Source organism: Verrucomicrobiia bacterium (genome assembly GCA_035577545.1).
GTDB lineage: Bacteria > Verrucomicrobiota > Verrucomicrobiia > Palsa-1439 > Palsa-1439 > Palsa-1439.
The window spans coordinates 86,956-109,972 of sequence record DATLVI010000017.1; the positions used below are offsets into that span (position 1 = coordinate 86,956).

Sequence of the window (23,017 nt, forward strand, 5' to 3'; positions counted from 1 at the left end):
TCGATGGCAGCACTGTCAACGCGGAGCCATCCCTATCCTTGCTGTCACTGTTTGAAGAGCTTCACGGCAATCTTCTCGGCGGTTTCATCCGTGCCCCGCAACGTCAGCGAGCGGCGCACCGCACTGAAGACGCCCGACAATCGGAGCTGGTGGCCGTCGAACGTGACGTACGCATATACCTTGTTCCGGGACGTCACCAGCATCTGTCCCACCACCGTGCCCGGTTCCCCGGTCGTCGCAATATCGAACACAGCCGAATCGTTCGCATTGCTGGTGATCGCATAACCGACCGCCATCGCGGTCTTGGCGACTGTCACCGTTCCCGTCCACGTGCCGCTGAGATCCGGGAACGTCGTGGCCGGTACGCCCTTCCAGTGTAAAGTACCCGAGGCAGTGGTCGGCACTGCCCCGTTGACGTTCTTGAGACTCGCCGCCATCCCCAACAATGTGCCGGTCCAGTTCGTCGTGCCGCCGGTTTGCTCCACAAACGGTCCCGTTAGCTGTCCTTTCGAGTTGAGCCCCCAGTGACCTGACACGTCGTCCAGTCCAAACGTCTTGAACCGAATCCCATAGCCACTGGCACTGAAGTCGTCCTCGAACGTGAGGAACTGCGCACCTTTGTCAGCGCCGCTGATCGTGACTTCCCAATCACCCAAAGGCGAGTTCTTGGCGCCGATGGTGATGGTGGATGGGTTCGATCGGTTGGTCGCCAGGAGCGTGTCGGTGGCGACAACTGTGAGCGTGTGAGTACCGAGTGTGGGATGGACCAGCAAGTTTGTCCCGGGGTTGGACGTTGTCTCCCCGAATTTCACGTCGTCCGCAAAGAACTCAAGCTTGCTGATGGCCCCCCCGTCATTGGCCATGGCGGTGGCAACAATCGTAATCGTCAGGTTGGTCAGCGTCGGGTAGAGCATGCCGTTGGCCGGCCGAATGATGCTTACCGTCGGCGGTGTGTTAACCGTATTCGTGACGGTGATCAGGTTCAGCCGGTTGGTCGCGCCTGACCCACCAGGGCCGGAGACCGTCAGCGCCACCGAATAGACGGCGGCTGTAGAGTACGAATGGCTCGGACTAGTGGCTGTGCTCGTGTTGCCGTCGCCGAAGCTCCAGAAGTGGTTCGTGATGGTGCCGGTTGAAGTATCCGTGAAGTTCACCAGCAACGGCGCGGCCCCAAGGGTCGGGTTGGCCGTGAAGCTGGCCACCGGTGGTGCCTGGGTGATGATAAAATTCCCCACCAGGTCCCGGTTGCCAGACGCAGTGAATGTGTAGTTCGAGGAACTGCTTACCGGACTGCCGTCTTCCGTCCAATTCACGAAATTGTATCCGGGATTCGGTGTTGCGTTCACCGTTACGCTGGAACCGCATACCTTGGATCCGCCGCCGTCCGTCGTTCCTCCTTCCGGCGGTGAGGAACTCGTGGTGATCGTGTAATTGATTTGGCTGAAGTTCGCCACCAAATCGCGGTCGCCGGATACCATAAAGTCGTAGCAAAGGGAACTGCTTGCGACATTGCTGCCTTCGGTCCAGTTCACAAACTGATAACACGCGTTCGTCACAGCGCATACGGTCACGTTCGAGCCGCAGTTTACGACTCCCCCGCCGCCGGTTGAACCGCCACCGGGCGGCGAGGAGCTGGTGTTGATCGTGTAGGTGATGGGCGTGAAATTGGCCACGGATAGCGAGTTGAAGAAGACGTTGTGCGAAGCGCCGGCGCCGGCGTCGTCGTTAAACAGGGCGATGCTGTCCAGCGTGCTGTTCGGCGCGCCTCCCTGTGTGCCGCTGATGGTATTGGTCGAGCTACTTCCGCCGGTAACAACCGCCAGCGTATAATCATCATTCGTGCCGAGCGAAAAAATCAAGTGCATCCCTGTGTAGGTCAGCGGCACTCCGCTGTCATACGTGCCCGTAGCGTCAACAACCGTATAATCGCTGCTACCACCGGCCAGGTAGAACTGGAGGCGGGCGCCTGTGGTGTAGTCCGTAGGGGTGTTCGTGGCGTCGCCGTTGCGCAGGGTGAACCCCACCGCCGAGCCGTCCACGTCGTTGAGGCCATTGTCCATGTCGATCAGAAGTTGCCCGCCAGGCTGCACCGGGCCGGCGGTAAATGAGCGATATGCAGCGGCGGTGTTGCTACCGTTCGCGTAGATGCCCCACGACTTGCCACTGGTGTCGACTCCAGGCGGCACATGGGGCGCGTTGTCAGTGGACAAGTCGAGAAAGAAACCGTTTCTATTGGCGTTGGTGCTTGTCTTCGTCAACGCCCACGGGTTCAAACCGATCCCGCCGTTGCTGCCGTCCGACCAGCCTGAGCCGTACACCGGGTCGCCGGCATTGTCAGTCGCCAGCGCTTCCAACGCGTTCACAAAATTCGCCACCAGGGTTTCGTTGCTGGTTACAAAAAAGGTATAGCAGGCTGTGGTACTGACCAGGCTGCCATTCTGTGTCCAGTTCACGAAGGTGTAGCACGAATTCGGTGTCGCGCAGACGGTGATATTCGACCCGCAGTTCACCGTGCCGCCGCCACTGGTTGTGCCTCCTCCGGCGGGCGATGAACTGGTGGTAATCGTATTGGTGGTGAACGTCACAAAGTAGGTGTCGAACGGCGCGTAGAGCGAATTGCCATCAACCGAGTCCACCGCATTCGTTGCCAGGTGAGCCAGATTCGTGGTGAACACAGGCCAGGCAGTGCTCGGAGTAAACGTCATCGTATCGTGAACCGTGTTCCACGTGAAAGTGCCCGTTGTCGCGGGCGTTACGGAGAACGCAGCCTCAACCGAGTCGGTGTCCATCGGTTTGCTGAATTGCAGCGCAATTGACGCGGAAGTTGAGATGCAGGTCGCCGCGTGCGCCGGGCTTTGGCTGATGACGACGGGATCGAGCGGTTGCACCAGCGATTGGGCAATGAAGATCTTGGCGGTCATGCTCGGCACCGAAATCTGTGGCGTCGTGTTGGTAAGGGCCGAGACCATGATCGTTTCGTTCGTGTCGAGCAGGTTGACGAGCACGGTACCGGACGGATAGATGGTCGAACGATTGCTCAGCGTCTGGGTGGAACTGGCGGTGTTGAAGACGACGAAAACCTCTTCGTTACTGAAGACGCGGGAGTAGGCAAACAAGCCCGGGCCACCAGGTGTGTTCCAACGATTATTGTGCACGCCACGACGAAGCGATTGATAGAGACGGCGGAAGTTATTGAGTTTGGCCACGAGTTGGAAGAGAGGGTGTGTCTCGTTGAAGTTGTCGCCGAGTGACGGGCCTTGTTCGAACTGGCCGGCAAACATGTCCTCCCGGTTGTTCGGATCGGTGGTGCCGTCGAACGCCTGCTCCGTTCCGTAGTAGAGGCACGGGATGCCTCGCGACGTGTACAGGAATTCCAGCGCGACGCCGAGGCGGTTGGTGTTGTCATTGGCCTCGCCTGGACTCAGGAAGCGCGGGTTGTCGTGGTTGTCCAAGAACGTGACGAGTCGATACCAGGCATTCGTGTCGTAGTTGGCGGCAATCGCGTTGTAGTGATTTTCGATCTGCTTCGTGTTACCCGAGGCGGTGGCGAAGACAGAGTTGACAGTGTCATAGAGCGGGTAGTCCAATGAAGAATCCAGCTTGTATGGGCCGCCGCCCATTGTGCCGGTGTACGAGCCCACCAACGCCTCGCTGCTGTCAAAGATCTCCCCGAACATGAAGAAGTTCGATTTACCGATGGACGTGGCGTACTGATGGAGCTGCGGGCACCAATACTGCCAGAAACCATAGTCCACGTGCTTCACCGTATCGATGCGAAAGCCGTCGAGGTCGGCGATGCCGACCCAGTTGGTGTAGATGTTCATCATGTTGGTGCGGACGTAGGTCGTCTCCGTGGCAAAGTCGTCCAGACTGGACAATTCCCCGAGCACGACCTGCTGGGTGTTGCCGAAATTCTGTATCGCGCCGTTGTTGTGGAAGATGGACGTGAAGGCCGACGGCGTGGCGTTGGTGATGTTGAATGGCGGCGCGTGTTGATTGGCGATGTTCTTGTAGCGCATGTTATAGCCCGACGGCGGCGCCAGGAAATTCGGATAACCGGAGTCGCCGCTGTCAATGAGATCGCCGCTATGGTTGCAGACGATGTCCAGAATGACCTTGATCCCGCGGGAGTGCGCCGCGCTGACCATGTTCGACAGATCGGTCATCGTGCCCCAGTGAGGCGCCAACGTGTAAAAATCCTGCGCCCCATAGCCGTGGAACGCGGAGCCGCCGACATTGTACGGGATCGGGGTGATCCAGATGGCGGTCGCGCCGAGCGATTTGATGTAGTCGAGCTTCTGCTGAACGCCTTTCAGGTCGCCGCCATGGATGGCATGCGCGTCGCTCGGTGAATACGGCGCCCCGTGCGCGCTTTCGACATTGTTATTGGAGGGATCGCCGTCGTAAAACCGATCCAGGAAAATGAAATAGATGTTCTCGTCACGCCAGTCCTCAGGTGACGAGAACGCAGCGTGGGCTGCCGCGGCGAGGGAGAACACGAGGGCGAAGTAGAAGCCTCTCATTGCGTTACCGTCGTGGGTTCAACTTCATCAGTTCGCCTTCGAAAGCCTTAGATACCGCGGGTCCCTTATAGACACATCGCCACTGGAAAACAAGCCAAACGCATGGCTCGGACATTACTGTTGGAAGACCTTGACGGAGACCTTCTCGGCGGTCTCATTCGTGCCCCGCAACGTCAGCGAACGGCGCGCCTCACTGAAGACGCCGGACAATCGGACCTGCTTCCCGTCGAATGTGACGTACGCATACACCTTGTTCCGGGACGTCACCAACAACTGTCCCACCACCACGCCCGAATCCCTGCTCGTCGCAATGTCAAACACGGCGGAATCATTCGCATTGCTGGTGATCACATAATTGACCACCGTCGCGATCTTGGCGACCGTCACCAGCCCGGTCCACGTGCCGCCGAGATCCGGGAACGCCGTGGCCGGCACACCCTTCCAGTGGAAAGTGCCCAAGGCTGTGGTCGGCACCGCCCCACTAATGTTCTTGGAGCTCTTCACCGACCCCAACAAGGTGCCGGTCCAATTCGTCGTGCCGTCGGTCTGTTCGACAAACGGTCCCGTTACCTGTCCCTTCGCGTTGAGCCCCCAGTGGCCCGACACGTCGTCCAGTCCAAACGTCTTGAGCCGAATCCCATAGCCGCTGGCACTGAAATCATCCTCGAACGTCAGGAACTGGGCCCCTTTGTCGGCGCCACTGATCGTCACCTCCCAATCTCCCAACGGCGAGTTCTGCGCGCCAACAGTGATCGTCGCGCTGCCGGAGAGGTTCTTCACACCGAACGTGTCCGTCGCGCGCGCCACGAGCGTATGCGTGCCCAGCGTCGGTTGGACAAGTAAGTTTGTCCCCGGGTTGGACGCGGTCTCCCCAAGTTTCGCGCCGTCGACAAAGAACTCGATCTTGTTGATGGTTCCGCCGTCGTTGGCCGTGGCGCTGGCAACAATGGTAATCGTCAGATTGGTGAGCGGCGGGTACAACATGCCGTTGGCAGGCCGAATGATGGTCACTGTCGGCGGTGTATTCACTGCGTTTGTTGCGGTAATCAAGTTCAGCCGGTTGGTTGCACTCGACCCACCGGGCCCAGAGACTGTAAGCCCCACCGAATAAACGCCAGCTGTGGAGTAGGCGTGACTTGGACTGGTCAGGGTGCTCGTATTGCCATCCCCGAAATTCCAGAAATAGTTCGTGATCGGGCCGGTCGAGGCATCCGTGAAGGCCACCACCAGCGGCACGGCTCCATGGGTAGGACTGGCCATGAATGCCGCCACGGGTGCTACAAGCACGTTGGTCACGGTAATATAGTTCGACTGCAGCAGCGTGTTCGACCCGCCGGGGCCCACGACCGTCAAGCTCACCGAGAAAATTCCCGCGTTGGTGTACGAGTGGCTCGGACTGGTCAGGGTGCTCGTATTGTCGTCGCCGAACGTCCACAAGTGATTCGTGACCATGCCCGTCGACGTGTCCGTGAAGTTCACCAGCAGCGGCACGGCGCCATTCGTCGGACTAGCGACAAACGCGGCTACGGGTGCTCCGAATACGTTGGTCACAGTAATATAGTTCGCCCGCGGCAATGTGTTCGACCCGAGCGGCCCAAACACTGTCAAGCTGACCGAGAAAGTTCCCGCATTGGTGTAAGCATGGCTGGGGCTGGTCAGGGTGCTCGCGCTACCGTCGCCAAAAGCCCACACACGGCTGGTCACGGTGCCGCTGGAAGCATCCGTGAAGTTCACCAATAACGTCACCGCACCATTGGTCAGGCTCCCCGTGAAGCCCGCAGTCGGTGCGACAGCGCCCGAACCGGTCACAGCATTGGTCGAAGCGCCGCCGTTACTAGTGAAGACAACCGAGCCAGTAAACGATCCGATCGTCACGGGATTGAAACTCACGCTCACCTGCCCGGTCTGTCCACCGCCGACGGTGAACGGGCTGCCGCCGGTGATGGCAAACGGACCGCTAACGCCATTGACCTGCGCGGTGCCCGTCAACATTTCATCTCCCGCATTGATCACATGGAATTGCTGGCTGCCGGATCCACCAACCGCGACGAAACCATAAGAGATACTGGATGGCTGGACCGACAACTGCGGCGGCTTGAGCACAACGATGAGGTCGGCTTGTGTATTCGTACTGACGCCGACCGGTCCGCTGACGATCAAGGTCACAGTGTTGGTGCCCGGCCCGGCATACGTGTGCGTCAGGATATTGGCCATCGTGTTGGTGGTTGCGCCATCACCGAAATTCCAGAACCGGTTTGTGACCGTCCCCGTTGAGGTGTCGGTGAACGTCACGATCAAAGGCAACTCCCCGAAGGTTGGTGTCGCTTCAAAACTGGCCACGGGTGACACGTTGCCATTGACGCTGATGATGCCGTTGATCCAGCTGATGTGCGAAGAGACACGCGTGCTGTAAAACCCGCTTGGATTGTCTTGCGCCGTGTTGGGGATAAACGTGAAGGTGGCGCCGCTCGACTGGTATAATCCGCCACGGTCCAACAACGCCGCATCAAACGTCGTGCCATTCACCGCGTTGCTGAACGGGCCGTCGACGGCGTAGTGGATGCCCGCGAGCTGCCACGCGCCGCCATTTTGAATGAACAGGCCGCCGCTCGAATCCCCAACAGAAAGATCGCATTCGTTCGAAGCAGCGCCCCGGTCGAATGTTACGCGCAGAAAATCCCCTAATGTCGCGCCGCCGTTGATATTGGTCGCCACATCATTCTCGCCCCAGCGCTCAATGCCATCAGTGGCGCCCCACTGCCAGCCGTTGGTCACGCCGCTAACGATGACCGCCGGGCCGCGCTGCGTGCCCCGGCCGAACAGGACGCAGTGTTTGCCAATTTCATTCGTATTCGCGTAAAGCACCGCGTGACTCGGAAATGTCTCCGCCACCTGCCATAGGCGCAAGTCGCTGCTCGGATCATCGAAAAACGCGGTCGTGTGGTAGGTGAATCCACTAAGCACGAATACGTCTCCGGTCGCGCCTCCGATATGGTGCGCCGCGAGGAAAAAGGTTGGGCCGACGGCGGTCCCGAGAAAACTGCCCCAGGATCCTTCGTACTGCCAGCCGCTGTTGGCGAGCGCGCCGCCTGGCGCGTTGGTGTTGTAGGCGGGATCAGCAGTGGATTTGAATAAGATCGCGTATGACGACGGCGACGTTCCCACAACGGTCGCCACCACCAACACCGCCCCGAATACGCAACCCAAGACTCGCACAAGTTTTTAGCATACCGAAGAACGCCCGACGGGGCAAGCCTGTAAAGGCCCGCTATGAACCGCTATACCAGCAAATTCCTAGGGTATCAGACGCACGCGGTAGTAGCGGGAAGGTGCGTTCGTTGCGCCGCCGAGATCGAGGTAGTTGGTGCTGGTGCCGACGGCATTGGTTACGGTGAACAGGTCGGTAAAGTTCGTCGTGTAATTCCCCCCGTTGGCGAATTGCAGTGCGTTGGTCTTATTGCTGCCCATCGTCCAGGTCACGCGGACATCGCTGCTAGTCTTTATGACACTGGTAATGCGAAATGCCGACGCGTTGTTGGTTGGGTCGGTGCCAGCCAGGTACTCCTGCAGGTTGCTCATCCCATCGCCATCGCCATCGCGGCTGCCAAGATTGGGGTCAAACGGATCAAGGCCATATTGCTGTTTCCAGCCGTTCGGAATTCCGTCTCCCACAGCGCTTTGGTTCGGGTCGAGCACGAGTTGGCTGTACACCAACGTGCCGCCGGTGTGTAACAGGCGCGCGCACGCGTTGGTGATGACCAGCTTGTCCACAACCACCGTGCCCGCGCTGAGGGTGAACGTCCCGCTGCGCACTTCCAGCACCGCCGTGCCGCCGTTGGTTACGTACAAACTGCCGCCGGCCACAGTCACGATACCCGTCGACGCGCACCCAATAAAACCGACGGTCATGTTCGAGTACACGCTCGTGATCCCGCCGGGCAGCTCCAGCGTGCCGGTGTTACCGGCGCTGGCGGCCACCAACAGCCCGGGCGTGCGTGCTGTGCCATTGGACACGATCATTTTGCCGTCGGCCAGGTAACCAATAACGATCCGGTCGTGCAAGATCGGATCCTCGAACGCGGGCGTTGGGCCGAGGACAACTTCCAGCGTGCCGCCGTTGACCACCGTGGTTCGGATCCCGTTGGACCGCAGGCCGCCGTGGGCGCGGACCGTGCCGGTGCCGGCCACGGTCAGATTGGCGTCGCTGCCGAAGTTGTCGCCGATCAAGACGCTGGCTGACTCTACCACGCCGTTGGACAGTGTGACGTGCCCGACGCCACCGGTGCTCAGGAGCGACCCGCCGTTGCCCACCGCGAACACGCCATTGGTCACGAAGACCGACCCGCCGGTCATCGTCACGACACCGGTCGCACCCACCGAGGTGCCGACGACCAGATTACTCAATACGTTCAACGTGCCCCCGGCCTGTGTCAACGAGCCGAGATTATCGAACCCGACGAAGCCGTTTTGGAACGTGGCCACGCCGTTGGAGATAATGAACTCGCCGGCATGCGTCATCCCGGCCCAGAACGGGGCATTGGTCGAGTCAATCGTCCCACCGTTCAACTCACCTTCGTTTGTAGAAAACCCGCACGCCGCGCAGCCGCCGACGATGTGCAGGATCGCGCCGGGCTGGATCGTCATAATGCCGTGTCCGCCAAGGCTGCTGCCGAGGTTGACGCCCCGCGCGGTGACCGAGGTATTCGCAATCGTCATTTGCGCGGTGCCGCTGCCGCCGGTCAGCGCGCCGTTATTTCCGACGCCGATGATGCCGTTGACGGTGTGGTTGCCGCCGTTCACCAAGATGGTGGCGACGGACCCGAGGCCGGCCCCGGCCGTCAGGTTGCTCTGGATAAACGTGGTGGTGTTTGCGAGAAATGTCACCGTCGCGGTGGAGTTGGAGCCGGTCGCCGCGTCCAGTTGCGCGAGGTTGAGTGTGCTGCTGGAAGAGGTCAAGCTGGCGGTGCTGTTGCTGCCGCCGCCGATGGTGGTGGTGCTGTTGGTGGCGACGAGCGTGCTGTTGTCCACGACCGAGACGGCTCCGGTGGTGCCCGCGACATTGCCGACGGTGAGATTGGCCGCCGTAACGAGGGTGGAGCCGTTGGTGAGGACGAGGTTGTCGCTCTTGAACGTGCCGTTGGCGAGGACGAGCGTGGCGGCGTCGAACTTGAGCAGCGCCGTGCCGGCGGCGTTGGTGACGAAGAGCGCGCCGCCGTTGGCGAGCACGAGTTGATGGCCAAGGCCGGTATTGCCGACAGAGAGCAGGCCGGTGCAGACCCAAACGGAATTGGTGCCGGTGACGACGGCGGTGTGATTGCTGCCGAGGGGGCTGCCGATGTTGACATTGGCGCTGACTGCGAAGGCGCCGTTGCTGACGATGAACTGGCTGCCGCGGCTGTTGCCGCTAATGTTGAGCGTACCGGTGTTGCTCCAGGTCGAGCCGGCATCGGCGACGAGGACGATGTTGCTGTCGGCGGTGGCGCTGTTGCCGAGGAAGACGTTGGCGAGGACGGCCTTGGCGCCATTGGAAACGATGACGGCATACCCGCCGGAGCTGTTGCGGACGCTGAGACTGCTGTTCGTGTTGACCCAGGTGGAGCCGGGGCCGGTAACCAGAATGTTGTCGTTGAAGCCCGGCAAGCCCCCGATGGTCGTCAGCGGGCTGATGAATTGGCCGCCGCCGGAGACGACGACGTGGTTGCTGGAGCCGAAGGCGCCGAGTTGCAGCTCGGTGTCCACGCGCACGACGGAATTGCTGATGAGCAGGTTGGCGTTGGCGGTCATCGCCAGAAGGTTGAGGACGCGTAACGGCGCGGACGTGCCGGCATCGTAGACATGCAGGGTGTTGGCGTTGAGCGTGAGATTGCTGATGGTCAGCGTGGACGGGGAGTTGGTGGTGAAGGAGTCGATGGTTGCGGTGTTGTTGCCGGCGTTCGTGATGAGGTCGGCGCTGTCGCTGATGGAAGGCGCACCGCCAGACCAGTTGCTGCCGAACTCCCATTTGCCGGTACCGTCCGTCCAACTGTTCGTGGCGGCGCGAGCGGGGAAGGTCAACATGATGCCGAGTGCGATCACGGCGAGGATTCTGGTTTTCATGTTGGGTCTCCATGAATGACTGAACGAACCGGCATTTGGTCGGTGCCGCTGCAGAAAGCGTCGCGCGTTGCGGATACGGATGAATCGTGAAGGCGGATCTGGAGAGAGAGCGGGGCGCCGTCAAATGGGTACGTACTTTCTTCGCTGGCCGACGGGGGCCCCCGCGCCGCTACCGGACCTAGAAAGTTGAGCGCAGGTACGGCGTCGCTTGGGGTGACAAGCACGCCGCCGGCACTCATCTGACCGTGGTAGCCTCCGCTAACGGTGAGATCATGCTCGTAAAGGTTTGTGGATCGGTCGCTAATCCGGTGCGATTTGACGTCGACGAATTTTGAATTGGCAGAGTCGGACAGCGACGGTGTTTCACCCGACAGGTTGGTCGAGACCTTCCATTTCCCGATGCCGAGGATGCGATGCCCGACGGCGGCGTGGCCAATGGTGGCAAACATCACGCAAAACGCAATCGCCAGCCAGCACGGCGGCGTTAGGGGAAAGTCCACGTCGAATCCGTATTCCGAGACGGAGGAGGCCAGGAATTCGATCCACGAGACGACGGAAACGAGCTTCTTAATTGGACGCCGGCATAGGGATGGAAATAGAGCCGCGGTGCGATGAACCGGTTTAGAGCGCGACCCGTGTGATGCGTTCGGTGCCTTCATTGAACCATGCGATCCTCGGAGTAAAGCATCGAGCAAACGCATCGTGACGGTAGTCGCTTACTTCTCCAGCCGGGTAGTAGACCAAAGCATGGCCCTAATGTCGAGTAGATTATGACTTTCCAAGGCAGGAAAACGTTAGGTCATATCGGTTACGAGATCGACCGCGGGCGTTAGTAGCGGCCAGGCATTAAGGAGTCACCAAGCCGACGCGGTAGAAGCGCTGGGTCACGAATGTTGCGGAGATGTCCGTATACGAAAGCGTGGTGTTGGTTGGCCCGGCGTTTGTGGGCGAGCCAATCATTTGCCAGGAGTTGGAGAGAGCGCCGCAGTCTTGCACGATGTAGGTACAGTTGGACTTGGCGATCCAGGTGAGTATGACGCTGCCGTTTCCGTTTCGGACGATACCGACGATAATCGGCGGCGGCAGATTCGTCAGGCAAATCACGCTGACCGAGTAAGGAGGGAAACTGTAGGAAAACTTGCTGGCAGCGCCCGTGAAGCTGGCCTGCGCGATGTCGGCAGATCCGATGCCGGTGCGCGCGGCCTCATCCTGGGGGATGCCGTAAGAATACACCACCGCATTGGTGGCCGGTAAGTAGCCGCTGATCGACAAATTGGCGTTCAAAGCGTTGGTGGAACTCTTGTTGATGACGAGCAGCGTTACCGAGTTGTTGGTGCGCTTCGCGGCATAGACGGACAGGAGCGGATAATCGCTGGTCGCCTGGACGATCTGATCACCACCGCGGGCGAAGTATTGCAACAGTTTGGCCACATAAAAGGTCGGGTAACGGTCTGCGGGGGACGCGGGATCGGCGAAGTCGGTGATCCCATAATCGCCATACTGACGCCAGCCGTACAACGCGGGGTCATTGTTGTTGCCGGTTTCCTGGCCGTTGCGCGCGTCCCACCAAAGGACCGCATTGAACTCCGTTTGCAGCGCATGGCCAAGGCTGTCCGCCAGGAAGAGACCATTGACGAGGCTGGTGGTTTGTTTGCCGGGGTTGCTGTAGACAGAATTATTCTCCGTGCAGTCGAGTTCAACGTTGGTTGCTGAAGAGCCGAGGTAGTCGCTGAGCTGCTGGCGGAGGTCGGCAGCATCGCTGGCCCAGGTGCTGGAGGACTGCAACAGGCCGGCATCGCTTTCCGCGCCCGGTGCCTGCGCGTAGCGATGATAGATCAGGAAATCCGGGGTTACGCCCAGGCTTTTCAGGGTCGCCAAGAGCACAGGCGTCCAACCATTGTGAACCTGGCCGGTTCGAGGATTATGGGCGGGGTGATTGGTGTAATTCGAAAAACTATCTTCGCCGGTCACGGCGACCGCGCCGATCTTGATGGTAGAATCGGCCGCTTTCATCTGGTTGAAGTACGCTTGGAATCGCGTGGCGTATGTGTAGGGGTCATTGGGCAGCGCGTTTGTGTCCGTTTCCCACGAACCGTAGTTCTCATTGCCGATCTCCCAATACTTGAAGCCGTAATGCTTCGTGACATTGGAGTACTGGACCCAACTCGCCGCCTCGGTCGGCGTGCCGGAGCCATAATTGACCGTGGTGAACACCTGGGCGCATGTGCTGGTGGCGACATCGGCGAATTTGTCAAAAGACGTGGCCCACGTCCATGTGTTGGTGTCGGTGGTGTTGGAGGCCCAGTGATAATCATCGGCCAGCGAGCCACCCGGAAATCGCAAGGCCTGGTTGTTCATGTTGTCGAGGAACCCAATGGTGTTGGCGGTATCGAAGACGCCATCCCAAACGGCGGAATTGAGGCCGAATATCCGTGAATCGACAGCGCGGACGACCTGGGTGGCGTTGATGCTGATATGCACGACAGATGGCGGCGGCAGGGCGGCCATCGTGATGTCGTCGACATAGAAGGTAGGCTTGTTCGTGCCACTGGTATCCTGAATCCAGAAGCCATCCATGTTTGGCTTGTTGGTCACGCCCAGGGAGGCGAGGGAGAGAGTGATGTGTTGCCACGTGTTGGAGGGAAGAGGCGCCAGCGCGACGGCTGGTTGGGCGACGCCATTGAGCAGGGCCTGCACCTGCAATTGCTGTCCCCCGGTTGGACCGCCATGAATCCAAAAGGTGAGGTTGCTGTACGCGCTGGAATCGAGCGCATCGTGGTGCAAATACAACGCCTGGTACGCCGCAGCAGTGACGCTGATAGAGTTCGCGCCCGCATGCACAGGCGAGTGGTTATTGAGATTGACCGTCGCCCAACTCCAGTTCTGCCAGCCGGTTCCCAACGAATCCCCGTAAACCGACTGGTCCGTCTGCGCGCACACAGATCCGACGAACCCCGTCAGGGCCAGAATGAAAAGACAGGATCGATGCATGGTTAGCATGGGCATTCGTTCCGCGATTAGCGTGCCAGTTGAACGTGAAGACTGCAAATGCTATCTGCTGCGCGGAACGCCTCGCCAACGCTACGGGACCAAACGAATGCGGTAGTAACGGGCGGGGACATTGGTCGCGCCACCGCTGTCGAGGTAATTGGTGGTGACGTCGCCGCTTCCGGGGATGATGATCAACGGGCTCAGGTCAAGGAAGTTTGTCGAATAGGAACCGTCCACCAAGCCAGCGGTCGCCTGGACAACGTTGGTGAACCCGCCCGCCGTCGTCCAACTCACTAACACGTCGCCGCCCTGAGCCGCGACCGAAGTGATGCGCAAACCCGAGGCGCTGTTGGTCGGGTTGGTGCCCGCCAGGAACTCCGCCAGATTATTCTGGCCGTCACCGTCCGGATCAGCATTCGCGGCCGCCGCGGGGTTGGTGGTACTCCCGAAGTACTGGACCTGCCAGGCCTGAAATGGCGTCAACACCGTTATGTAATTCATTTGTGTGTTGGTGCCCGATCCTCCGGGGCCGCTGACGACTTCCGTCACGGTGTAGACGCCCCCGGTGTTGTAGGTATAGAGGACGCTATTGGTCGCCAGATTGGTTGTGCCGCCATCACCAAAGTCCCAGAACCAATTGGTGATAGTGCCGCTGGAGGTATCGGTAAAAGTGACGGCGAGCGGAGCGACGCCATTGGTCGGGCTACCGTTGAAACTGGCCACCGGTGCTGACGCAGGAATTGGGATCGTGTAATCGGCCACCACGGGCAAATGATCGCTGGCGGTGGTGAGATCCTGATAGATTTGCGACCGGGTCAGTCCTGTCACATTCGTGTTGAGGTCGCTGCTCAAGGCGGTATTGGCCAGGGAATTTACGGTGCCGTTGTAAGGGATTGTGCCATTGTTCGCAAATATGTGGTACGTTCCGGGAACGTACGCCAGCCCCCCCGCCACGCCAAAAAAAACGTTGCTCGTCATCATCTGGTAGTCGTCCCGGAACTGAAGATGCGTGGCCGATTCGCTCATCGCCGCCAGGATGCCCTTGTTGGTGGTTGTCGCGGCCCAATTGTTGGTGGTCGAGCCAGACGGGTTCAGGACATCGATACCGCGATTCACGCCTGGGGCGATCAGTGTCTGGTACATGGCTTCGCTGCTGAGACCGGTATTGAAATCACCGGTGTAAAGAATCCGCGCATTACTCGGCAGCGTCGCCGAGTCCGCACGGATGATCTGGGCCTCGCCGTTGCGGGCAGTCGCGTCGCTCGGATCCGAACCCGACTTGTAGTGGCTCACATACATGTAAAATACATTGTTCGTCGTCGCGACGACACCGGCGGGCGCAAACTCGTACCGCATCACCTGACGATATTCCCCATTCGACGACCCGTGCGGTGTCCCAACCCCGACCGAGGCGATCAGTTGCACCGTGTTGGTGTTATAGACGAGGGCGTTGGGGCCGTTTCCATTGGTGAGCACGCCGCCGACTTCCGTCCCCTGAACGGTGCTCATCGCGTACCCGGCGGGAATGCCTCGGGTGGAATAGAAAATATTCAAGCCGTCCACAATCGGCTGAACGGTGATCGGGTTGCTGGTCGTCTCTTCCAATCCCAGAATATCGATCGGCTGGGCCGGGTCGGCGCCGAGGTTCTCCTCGCCAATGCCTTCGAGCACGCCCCCATTGGTCACGCTTCCACCACTCGAGGGAGTAATCAGGCCCGGCAGCGGAGTGGTGGCGCCATTGATGTCGTCTTCGATGTTGTAGGCAACGATACGGATTGTCCGGGTTTGTGCGGAGGTAATAACCGGAAAGCAGCAGGCTATCAAGGAGGCCATACTGGCCAGAAGAAAACGCATCGCGACGTGTTTCATCATTGTCCCTAAACGCGAAGGTTAGCCCTTACATACATAACGACTGCAGGAGCTTAATTAAAACTCATTGTGTCGCAAAAGTCAATGAAGAGTTACCCAAGCGGCCCCTATGGCTTCGCCGTTCGTTTTGAAATCAGGCCTTTCAGTTTACCCTCTGCGCCCAACTGCGACATGAGTCGTCTCTCCGTGGCGCGCATGCGCTGACGGTCGAGTGCAGTCTGATCATCGTAACCATGAAGATGCAGGATGCCGTGGATAACATAGAGTGCCAGCTCACGCCCGGGTGCCACGCGGAAGCGCCTGGCCTGACGGACGGCGCACTCGACCGAGATGATCAGCTCGCCCTGCCCTTCTCCGTAATCGAAACTCAGCACGTCGGTTGGGCCGGATGCGGCGTGGTACTGCGCGTTGAGCTTCGCAATCGTGGCGTCGTTCACCAGCACAACACTGAGTTGCGAACCGGAATCATCGACGAGTTCGAGCGTACGCCGGGCGATTTCGGCCAGCCGGCGGGTATTGACCCTCAGTCGACGTTGTCGGTCGCTCACGGCGACGCGCACCCGGCTGATGTCGGGGATCATGCGGCGGGTGGTTTGCCGTTGCCGTTCGCGGCGGTTTCCTGCCGGCGTCGTTCGCGCTCCTCTTTGAACTTGGCATAGGCAGCGACGATCTTCTGGACAAGTTCATGGCGAACCACGTCGTGTTCGCTGAAGTACGCGATCTCCAAACCGGGGATCCCCTTGAGGACGCCTTGCACTTCAATCAAGCCTGACATCTTGTGGCCGGGCAGGTCCACCTGCGTGATGTCACCCGTGATCACGACCTTGGAATCGAATCCCATGCGCGTGAGGAACATCAACATCTGTTCGCTGGTCGCGTTCTGCGCTTCATCCAAAATGACAAACGCGTTGTTGAGCGTGCGCCCGCGCATATACGCCAGCGGCGCGATTTCGATGACGCCACGCTCTACGTTGCGCTGGATCTCATCAGGATCCATCATGTCGTGCAGCGCGTCATAGAGCGGACGCAAATACGGACTGACTTTCTCTTCCAGTGTTCCCGGCAGAAACCCCAGCGCTTCCCCCGCTTCGACGGCCGGCCGGGCCAGGATGATGCGGCCTACGCGGTCGCTGCGCAGCGCGTGAACGGCCATCGCCATGGCGAGGTACGTCTTGCCCGTGCCCGCGGGTCCGATGCCGATGACGATGTCGTTCTTGCGGATCGCTTCTAGGTAACGTTTCTGTCCCTGGGTCTTCGGCACAATGGGCCGCTTGCGCGTGGAAACATCAACACGTCCCTCGTGAAGCTCCTGCATCTTCAGCGGCTCGCCGCGCGAGATGGCGCTCACGGCACGGCTGAATTCCTGCCGCCGAATGGGTGTGCCGCGGGCGATCGCCTGTTGCAATTCGGTAAAGAGAGATCTGCCACGCTCGACGTCGACCGGAGCGCCTTCGAGGTTGATCCAACCGTCGCGGGCCGTGACCTTGAGATTGAACAGGTCTTCGACGAGGCGAAGATTTTTCGGTTCGTTGGCGTAGAGCGACTGCGCCTGGCGCGCATTGTCGAAATGCAGTGTTTCGCTTGCCATGTGTCAGCTACTGCGTCGCTCCCTCATGCGACTGAAACATACTGCATGTGCCCGCCCTTCGCAACCGAGCTGCCCTGGGTCGTCCGCTAATCCTGGGGAATGATCAAAACCTGATTGGCGAAAATCCTGTTCGGATTTTTGATCTTTTCCTTGTTGGCGCGGTAGATGCGCGGCCACTTCAGCGGATTATGATAAACCTTGCCCGCAATCTTCCAGAGCGAGTCGCCCTTCTTCACCACGTACTTCGTCGGCCTCTCGGGGGCCTCGATCTTTGGCGGTTCGTTCTCGACAATGGTCGGCGGGGCCATCGGCGCGGGCGGCAACGGTGTGATGGTTGTTTCCACCACTGGCTCCGCTTCCGCTGTGGGGCGACCGACAATGTAACCGCGGTTCCCCCATTGGCCACGGTCCACCCAGTAGTGGTGGCGCCAGTTCGGATAACGGTCCTTGACGAAATCCGCCCACTCGGGTTCCAGCTCCGGCTTCTCAACCACGTCCATCCCCTTGAGGAACTCACTCTTCTGTTCCTCGTTGATGGGCTGCATGCGCTTCTGTTGCGTCGCACAGCCATTGAAAACCAGCACTGTGCTCCCCACGAGGGACAATGAAAGCAAAATTCTTGCGGGACTCTTCATAATATCAACACCTTCCTCCTTGCATTACGCCTTGGTGATAACACCATCGCCCACAACCGTCAACGCTTTTTAAAACAGGCTTCCACTTGGCAATCTGCACGTTACAATGCGCCCAACGGAGGCGCTTCATGGACCTGATTCTTCGCAACGCGCGCATACGCGGGCACGACCAGAATATCGACATCGCAGTCAACGACGGCCTCATTACCAAGATTGCTCCCAAGATCAAGGCGCGCCCGCGGCAGGTCATCGATTGTGGCGGCAAACTCGTCTCTCCGCCGTTCACCGATATTCACGTCCACCTCGACGCCGTGCTCACGGTGGGACAACCACGTTTCAACCAAAGCGGCACGCTCATCGAAGGCATCGAGATTTGGGCGGAACGCAAGCGGACGCTCACGTTCGACGATGTGAAGCGCCGCGCCACCCTCGCTGTGAAATGGGAACTCGCCCACGGCGTCACGCGCATCCGCAGCCACGTCGATGTCTGCGATCCGCAACTTACCGCCGTCAAGGCGCTGCTCGAGGTGAAGAAGGAATTCGCGGGGCTCGTGGACATTCAACTCGTTGCGTTTCCTCAGGACGGCATCTACGCGTTTCCCAATGGCGAACGGCTCATGGATCAGGCGATGGAACTCGGCTGCGACATCGTCGGCGGTATCCCGCATCACGAAATGACCCGCGACGACGGCGTGGCCGATGTGAAATTCGCCTGCAACCTCGCGCAGCAATATCACAAACCGCTCGACCTCCATATCGACGAAACCGATGACCCGAATTCGCGCTTCACGGAAGTGTTGGCGGCCGAGACCATCAGGCGCGGCCTCAGCGGACGTGTCACCGCCAGCCACACCACTTCCATGCACAGCGTGGACAATTCGTACGCATTCAAGCTCATTCGCCTCATCAAGCGCGCCGGCCTGCACATGGTCACCAACCCGTGCGACAACAGTGTCTTACAAGGTCGTTTCGACACCTACCCCAAACGACGCGGCCACACACGCGTGAAGGAACTTCTCGCCGCCGGCGTCAATGTTGGCATCGGCCACGACTCGATCATGGATCCGTGGTACCCGCTCGGCGTCGGCGATCCCCTGCAAGTCGCCTTCGTTTGGATCCACTACGGCCAGATGAGCGGCGCCAGCGAAATCCCACAGGTGTGGGACATGATTACCAGGAATCCCGCGAAGGCCTTCGGCACGACTGACAAAGATTACGGTCTCACCGTCGGCAACCCAGCCGATTTGATCCTTCTCGACGCCACTACCGAATTCGATGCCCTCCGCCGCATCGCCCCCCGCTTGATTGTAATGCGCCATGGCCAGATCGTTGCCCGCACCACCCCGAGTGAAACCGTCCTCTGTCGGAAAGGATGGAAGAAAGAAGCGATCGACTTCACGGTTGCGTGAGTCTTGTTCTTCGCCCTTGCTAATCCGGCGCGACGCGTTTTGCACTGGGCAGGGGCGCGGCGTAGCCGCTCGTTAGGAATGCGCGCACCTCGGAGTCCACTACCAACGGTGGATCCAGTTTCGGGTCGCGCTCGGGCAAGATCGTGTCCACACCCAGGCCCTCGTCGCGCAGCGCCTGGCCGTAGCTGAGCGGGTCTTCGGGATCCTTCACCTTCAGGTTCATCGCGCGGGCGCAGGCCACATAGACGTTGTCCACGGTCACGCATTTGCCGGGGCGCCAGCCGCCGAGCGGTTCGATGGCGAGCTTCGCCAGCATCTTGCTGCAATCCTCGGGCGTCGCGTGAGGATCGAGTTTCAAATCCATTGCACGCGCCAGCAGGACGGCGAACTGCTCATGGTGCAGGCACGTTCGCGCGGTGCGCTCGACGAATCGGCGATTGACCGATGGCGAAGGTGGGCGCAGTGGAATTCTGACCTCGATTGTGACATTGGCATTCGTCGCAATCGCCGGTGCATCTTTCGCAGGCGCGGTCTTGAGCGCGAGGGTGGTGGCGCATTCCTCGGCTTCGAGGAGCAGTTTCTCCGCGCGTGCGCAGGATATTTTCACGCTGTCAAGATAGTCCATTGCCTTGTCCGATTCCGCGGCGCGGACGGCCTTCTGGATGTCCTTCTGCGTCGCTTCTGTAAGATCGAGCAAGCCCTTGATCTTCAGCGCACGCGAGCGAACACAGTCCGCCAGTGCCGCCTGCTCCGGTGACGTTTTCTCTTCCAGCCTGACCGCCCCGTCATAGATCTCGTGCAGTCGGCGCACACAGGCGTCAGATTGTTGCAGGGGTGCGGGGAGACTATTCGAGGGCGACTCGGCCCACACCAGCCGGTGAGCAAGCAGGATCGCGACCGCAACCACCCACGTCCGCTGGAACCGTTGCCACATGGGCTGGCAGTGTAGCCGTCGCGATAAAAAGCGCAAGCCGCCCGTGCCGCCACAATGTTTTGTCCAGGAAATTTGAATACAGGCGCGCCCATGCTGTCTAACTCGCGAAACCGAACACGCGGGCTTTTTCGTTGAAACCTGCGGAAGGCGTTCCTATACTCCATGCAACTCAGCATTGTGAAAACACTTACAGCAATTCTTGGCCTGCTCCTCGCGATGTCTGGCGCGATGCTCGCCGATGGCGACGAGACCATCCCGTTTTCCGTCGGCGAAAAGCTCACCTACCAGATTTTCTGGGGGCCATTCGTCGTCGGGCGCGCCACCCTGGAGGTGGCAGGTATCGATCCGGTGGACGGCCACGACTGCTATCATCTCGTCGCGAAAGCGAAGACGAGTGGGCTGGCCGAATGGTTGTTCCCCGTCGACAGCACCGCGGAGAGCTGGCTCGACCGCACCGGACTGTTCACCCGCCAGTACCGTGAAGACCGCAGCGAAGGCAAGCACCACCGAAACAGCGATACGCATTTCGATTACGCGACCAAAGAAACGGTCACCAAGAACCAGGTCAACGGCCGCGAGCGACATACGCCGCTCGACCAACACGTGCTCGACGTGGTCTCGTCGCTCTACTACGTGCGCACGCAAAAACTGATGCTCGATTCCGAGCAGTCGTTCACGATCAACGCCGGCGACACAAACTACAACGTCATCATCCGGCCCGACATGCGCAAGACGATGTGGGTGCGCCCCGTGGGCGATGTCCAGGCGCTGCGGATCGAGCCGACACCGACCCTGAACATCATCTCCGCCAACAACGGTCACATGTGGTTCTGGGTCAGCGATGACCCGCGTCGCCTGCCGCTGCTCGTCAATTCCGAGTTGAAACTCGGCACGGCGAAGTTGGTCCTCTTCAGCATTACGCCGGGCAAGCCTTCGCCCGGGACTACCAACAAATCCGCCGGCTCGGTTACGTTGGCGCCGCTGGCCGCGAAAGGCAGCACCCTCGCGTCGGAACGCTGACATGGAATTTCCACCGCTCGACTTCGATCGCATCCGCACCTACCCGATTCGCGAGCGACCGAACAAAGTCCATCTCAACGAGCTGGCGCGCGTTTGGAAAGCGGGTGGAAGTTTCGCACAGTTCCTTGATTCGCTACCGCACATCCTCGTGGGCAACGATTTCCGCGCCATTGTCGACGCAACGGTCGCGGCGATCCGCAACAGCCGGCCCGTCGTGGTGATGATGGGCGCCCACACCATCAAGTGCGGACTCAACCCGATCTTCATCGACCTCATCCAACGCGGTGTCATCTCGGCCATCGCCTCCAACGGCGCGGGCGCCATCCATGATTTCGAACTCGCCTACATTGGCGAGACGAGCGAAGACGTCCAGCGTGGCCTCGATGACGGTAGTTTTGGGATGATCGACGAAACGGGGCGTCTCATGAACCAGGCGCTGGCCGCCGGTGTGAAACAGGGCCTCGGCGCGGGTCGCGCGCTCGGAGAGGCCATCGTCACCGGCCAGTTCCGCAACCGCGAGTTGAGCATCCTGCACCAAAGCGTCGTCAGTAATATTCCCGCCACCGTCCACATCGCCATCGGCACGGACATCATTCATCAACATCCGACGGCGGACGGCAGCGTGCTCGGGGAGGCGACGTACCTTGACTTCCAGAAGTTCGCCGCCGTCGTCGCCCAACTCGAGGGCGGCATCATCCTGAATATCGGTTCCGCCGTCATTATGCCCGAGGTCTTCCTCAAGGCGCTCACGATCGCCCGCAATCTCGGCCACAAGGTGGAAAACTTCACCACCGTCACGTTCGACATGGTCCGCCACTATCGCCCCACCGAAAACGTCGTCCGTCGTCCCACCCACAAGGGCGGTCATGGCTACTACATCGTCGGCCACCACGAACTGCTCGTCCCTTTGTGGGCTGCGGCGACACTCGAGCAACTCAAATGAACTCCAGGCGGCTTCGTGAAATCCTTTCCCACTTTCCCCGCCAGCGCATCCTCGTCGTCGGCGATGTGATGCTCGACCAGTTCTTGTGGGGGAAGGTATCGCGCATCTCGCCCGAGGCCCCCGTGCCCGTGGTGGAGATCACGCGGGAGTCATTCTTTCCCGGCGGCGCGGCGAACGTCGCCCGCAATCTCCGTGCGCTCGACTCGTCGGTCAGCGTGCTCGGCGTACTCGGGGACGATGATGCCGGCGCCGAGTTGCGCGGCCTGCTCGAACAACAGGGCATCCGCACTGGTGGCTTGATCGTGGATCCCAACCGTCCCACGACGGTCAAGACGCGCATTGTCGCCCACAACCAGCAGATGGTCCGCTTCGACCGCGAAAAATGCGTGGGACTATCGGCCACGCTGGAGCGCAAAGTCCTGGAATGTTTCGAGACCCATCTGAACGGCGTCTCCGCTGTTGTTTTCGAGGATTACGCCAAAGGCGTCTTGTCGCAAAGGTTGCTCAATATCCTGCAACGACGGGCCCACCAGGCGGGCAAAACCACTGCTGCCGACCCGAATTCACGTCACCGGCTCCGTTACTCCGGTCTCACCGCGGTGACACCGAACCGGGCCGAGGCGTTCGCGGCGGCGGGCCTGCCGTACGTCGAGCCGGTCGACGAAGTGTTGCGCGACGAACCGCTGTTGCGGGTTGGACAAAAATTATTGCGCACGTGGAAGCCGCGCAACCTGCTGATCACGCTGGGCGAGCACGGCGTTTGTTTGTTCCGTCCCGGCAAGAAGCCGCACCACATCCCGACGGTCGCGCAGGAAGTGTTCGATGTCTCGGGCGCAGGCGACACGGTGATTGCAACACTCGTGCTCGCGCTGGCTGCTGGGGCCGACCCGATTGAAGCGGCGGAGATTTCGAATCACGCGGCGGGCGTCGTCGTCGGCAAGGTCGGTACCGCCACCTGTTCGGCGCGCGAATTGGTGAAGAGCTTCGCGCGCAATCGGCGCTAGTACCG

General features: G+C 60.1%; 14 protein-coding genes. 4 read left to right on the forward strand and 10 right to left on the reverse strand.

Going from position 1 to position 23,017, the window contains the following annotated elements; translation table 11 throughout:
- Window positions 1-44 precede the first annotated feature (44 nt).
- The 9 genes from VNL17_05925 to VNL17_05965 all read right to left on the reverse strand — a co-directional run bounded on the left by VNL17_05925 (window position 45) and on the right by VNL17_05965 (window position 17,702).
- Entirely contained in the window at window positions 45-4,523 is a 4,479-nt protein-coding gene (locus VNL17_05925; protein ID HXI83612.1) for an alpha-amylase family glycosyl hydrolase, read from the reverse strand.
- A 114-nt stretch (window positions 4,524-4,637) separates the two neighbouring features.
- Entirely contained in the window at window positions 4,638-7,739 is a 3,102-nt protein-coding gene (locus VNL17_05930) for a PKD domain-containing protein (GenBank protein HXI83613.1), read from the reverse strand.
- Between the two features lie 78 nt (window positions 7,740-7,817).
- Complete coding sequence (locus VNL17_05935) at window positions 7,818-10,619, reverse strand: Amuc_1099 family pilus-like system protein (protein ID HXI83614.1); 2,802 nt, start codon at window positions 10,617-10,619, stop codon at window positions 7,818-7,820.
- Window positions 10,616-11,119 carry a hypothetical protein gene (locus VNL17_05940; protein ID HXI83615.1) on the reverse strand — a complete coding sequence of 168 codons (504 nt, stop codon included), beginning with the start codon at window positions 11,117-11,119 and terminating at the stop codon, window positions 10,616-10,618. Before VNL17_05940 ends, VNL17_05935 begins: the two co-directional genes overlap by 4 nt.
- Window positions 11,120-11,465: 346 nt before the next feature.
- Complete coding sequence (locus VNL17_05945; GenBank protein ID HXI83616.1) at window positions 11,466-13,625, reverse strand: alpha-L-arabinofuranosidase; 2,160 nt, start codon at window positions 13,623-13,625, stop codon at window positions 11,466-11,468.
- Between the two features lie 75 nt (window positions 13,626-13,700).
- Window positions 13,701-15,443: a PKD domain-containing protein gene (locus tag VNL17_05950; GenBank protein ID HXI83617.1), complete on the reverse strand. Its 1,743-nt coding sequence runs from the start codon at window positions 15,441-15,443 to the stop codon at window positions 13,701-13,703.
- Between the two features lie 143 nt (window positions 15,444-15,586).
- On the reverse strand, window positions 15,587-16,060 hold the full coding sequence (gene ybeY, locus VNL17_05955) for an rRNA maturation RNase YbeY (GenBank protein HXI83618.1): 474 nt from the start codon (window positions 16,058-16,060) through the stop codon (window positions 15,587-15,589).
- Window positions 16,057-17,067: a PhoH family protein gene (locus tag VNL17_05960; protein ID HXI83619.1), complete on the reverse strand. Its 1,011-nt coding sequence runs from the start codon at window positions 17,065-17,067 to the stop codon at window positions 16,057-16,059. Before VNL17_05960 ends, ybeY begins: the two co-directional genes overlap by 4 nt.
- Window positions 17,068-17,153: 86 nt before the next feature.
- The gene (locus VNL17_05965) at window positions 17,154-17,702 is read right to left on the reverse strand and encodes a LysM peptidoglycan-binding domain-containing protein (protein ID HXI83620.1); all 549 of its coding nucleotides are present in this window, start codon (window positions 17,700-17,702) and stop codon (window positions 17,154-17,156) included.
- Between the two features lie 128 nt (window positions 17,703-17,830).
- Between VNL17_05965 and VNL17_05970 the strand changes: the two genes are divergently transcribed.
- Window positions 17,831-19,111, forward strand: a complete 1,281-nt coding sequence (locus tag VNL17_05970; GenBank protein HXI83621.1) for a cytosine deaminase — start codon at window positions 17,831-17,833, stop codon at window positions 19,109-19,111.
- Window positions 19,112-19,130: 19 nt separating this feature from the next.
- Here VNL17_05970 and VNL17_05975 read toward each other — a convergent pair whose 3' ends face one another.
- Window positions 19,131-20,045 (reverse strand): hypothetical protein, encoded by a 915-nt coding sequence (locus VNL17_05975; protein ID HXI83622.1) that lies wholly within the window; start codon window positions 20,043-20,045, stop codon window positions 19,131-19,133.
- A 162-nt stretch (window positions 20,046-20,207) separates the two neighbouring features.
- On the opposite strand from VNL17_05975, the gene VNL17_05980 reads away from it, so the two are divergent.
- Genes VNL17_05980 through rfaE1 form a run of 3 tightly spaced genes read left to right on the forward strand, consistent with a single transcriptional unit; the run spans window position 20,208 to window position 23,012 of the window.
- Complete coding sequence (locus VNL17_05980) at window positions 20,208-21,065, forward strand: DUF3108 domain-containing protein (GenBank protein HXI83623.1); 858 nt, start codon at window positions 20,208-20,210, stop codon at window positions 21,063-21,065.
- Between the two features lies 1 nt (window position 21,066).
- Complete coding sequence (locus tag VNL17_05985; GenBank protein ID HXI83624.1) at window positions 21,067-22,008, forward strand: hypothetical protein; 942 nt, start codon at window positions 21,067-21,069, stop codon at window positions 22,006-22,008.
- Complete coding sequence (rfaE1, locus tag VNL17_05990; protein HXI83625.1) at window positions 22,005-23,012, forward strand: D-glycero-beta-D-manno-heptose-7-phosphate kinase; 1,008 nt, start codon at window positions 22,005-22,007, stop codon at window positions 23,010-23,012. Before VNL17_05985 ends, rfaE1 begins: the two co-directional genes overlap by 4 nt.
- Window positions 23,013-23,017: the final 5 nt, after the last annotated feature.

Coding starts and splice junctions, on each gene's coding strand:
- VNL17_05925 (HXI83612.1), bottom strand. CDS start 4,523: ATGAGAGGCTTCTACTTCGCCCTCGTGTTCTCCCTCGCCGCGGCAGCC.
- VNL17_05935 (HXI83614.1), bottom strand. CDS start 10,619: ATGAAAACCAGAATCCTCGCCGTGATCGCACTCGGCATCATGTTGACC.
- VNL17_05945 (HXI83616.1), bottom strand. CDS start 13,625: ATGCCCATGCTAACCATGCATCGATCCTGTCTTTTCATTCTGGCCCTG.
- VNL17_05950 (HXI83617.1), bottom strand. CDS start 15,443: ATGGCCTCCTTGATAGCCTGCTGCTTTCCGGTTATTACCTCCGCACAA.
- ybeY (HXI83618.1), bottom strand. CDS start 16,060: ATGATCCCCGACATCAGCCGGGTGCGCGTCGCCGTGAGCGACCGACAA.
- VNL17_05960 (HXI83619.1), bottom strand. CDS start 17,067: ATGGCAAGCGAAACACTGCATTTCGACAATGCGCGCCAGGCGCAGTCG.
- VNL17_05965 (HXI83620.1), bottom strand. CDS start 17,702: ATGAAGAGTCCCGCAAGAATTTTGCTTTCATTGTCCCTCGTGGGGAGC.
- VNL17_05970 (HXI83621.1), top strand. CDS start 17,831: ATGGACCTGATTCTTCGCAACGCGCGCATACGCGGGCACGACCAGAAT.
- VNL17_05975 (HXI83622.1), bottom strand. CDS start 20,045: ATGTGGCAACGGTTCCAGCGGACGTGGGTGGTTGCGGTCGCGATCCTG.
- VNL17_05980 (HXI83623.1), top strand. CDS start 20,208: ATGCAACTCAGCATTGTGAAAACACTTACAGCAATTCTTGGCCTGCTC.
- VNL17_05985 (HXI83624.1), top strand. CDS start 21,067: ATGGAATTTCCACCGCTCGACTTCGATCGCATCCGCACCTACCCGATT.
- rfaE1 (HXI83625.1), top strand. CDS start 22,005: ATGAACTCCAGGCGGCTTCGTGAAATCCTTTCCCACTTTCCCCGCCAG.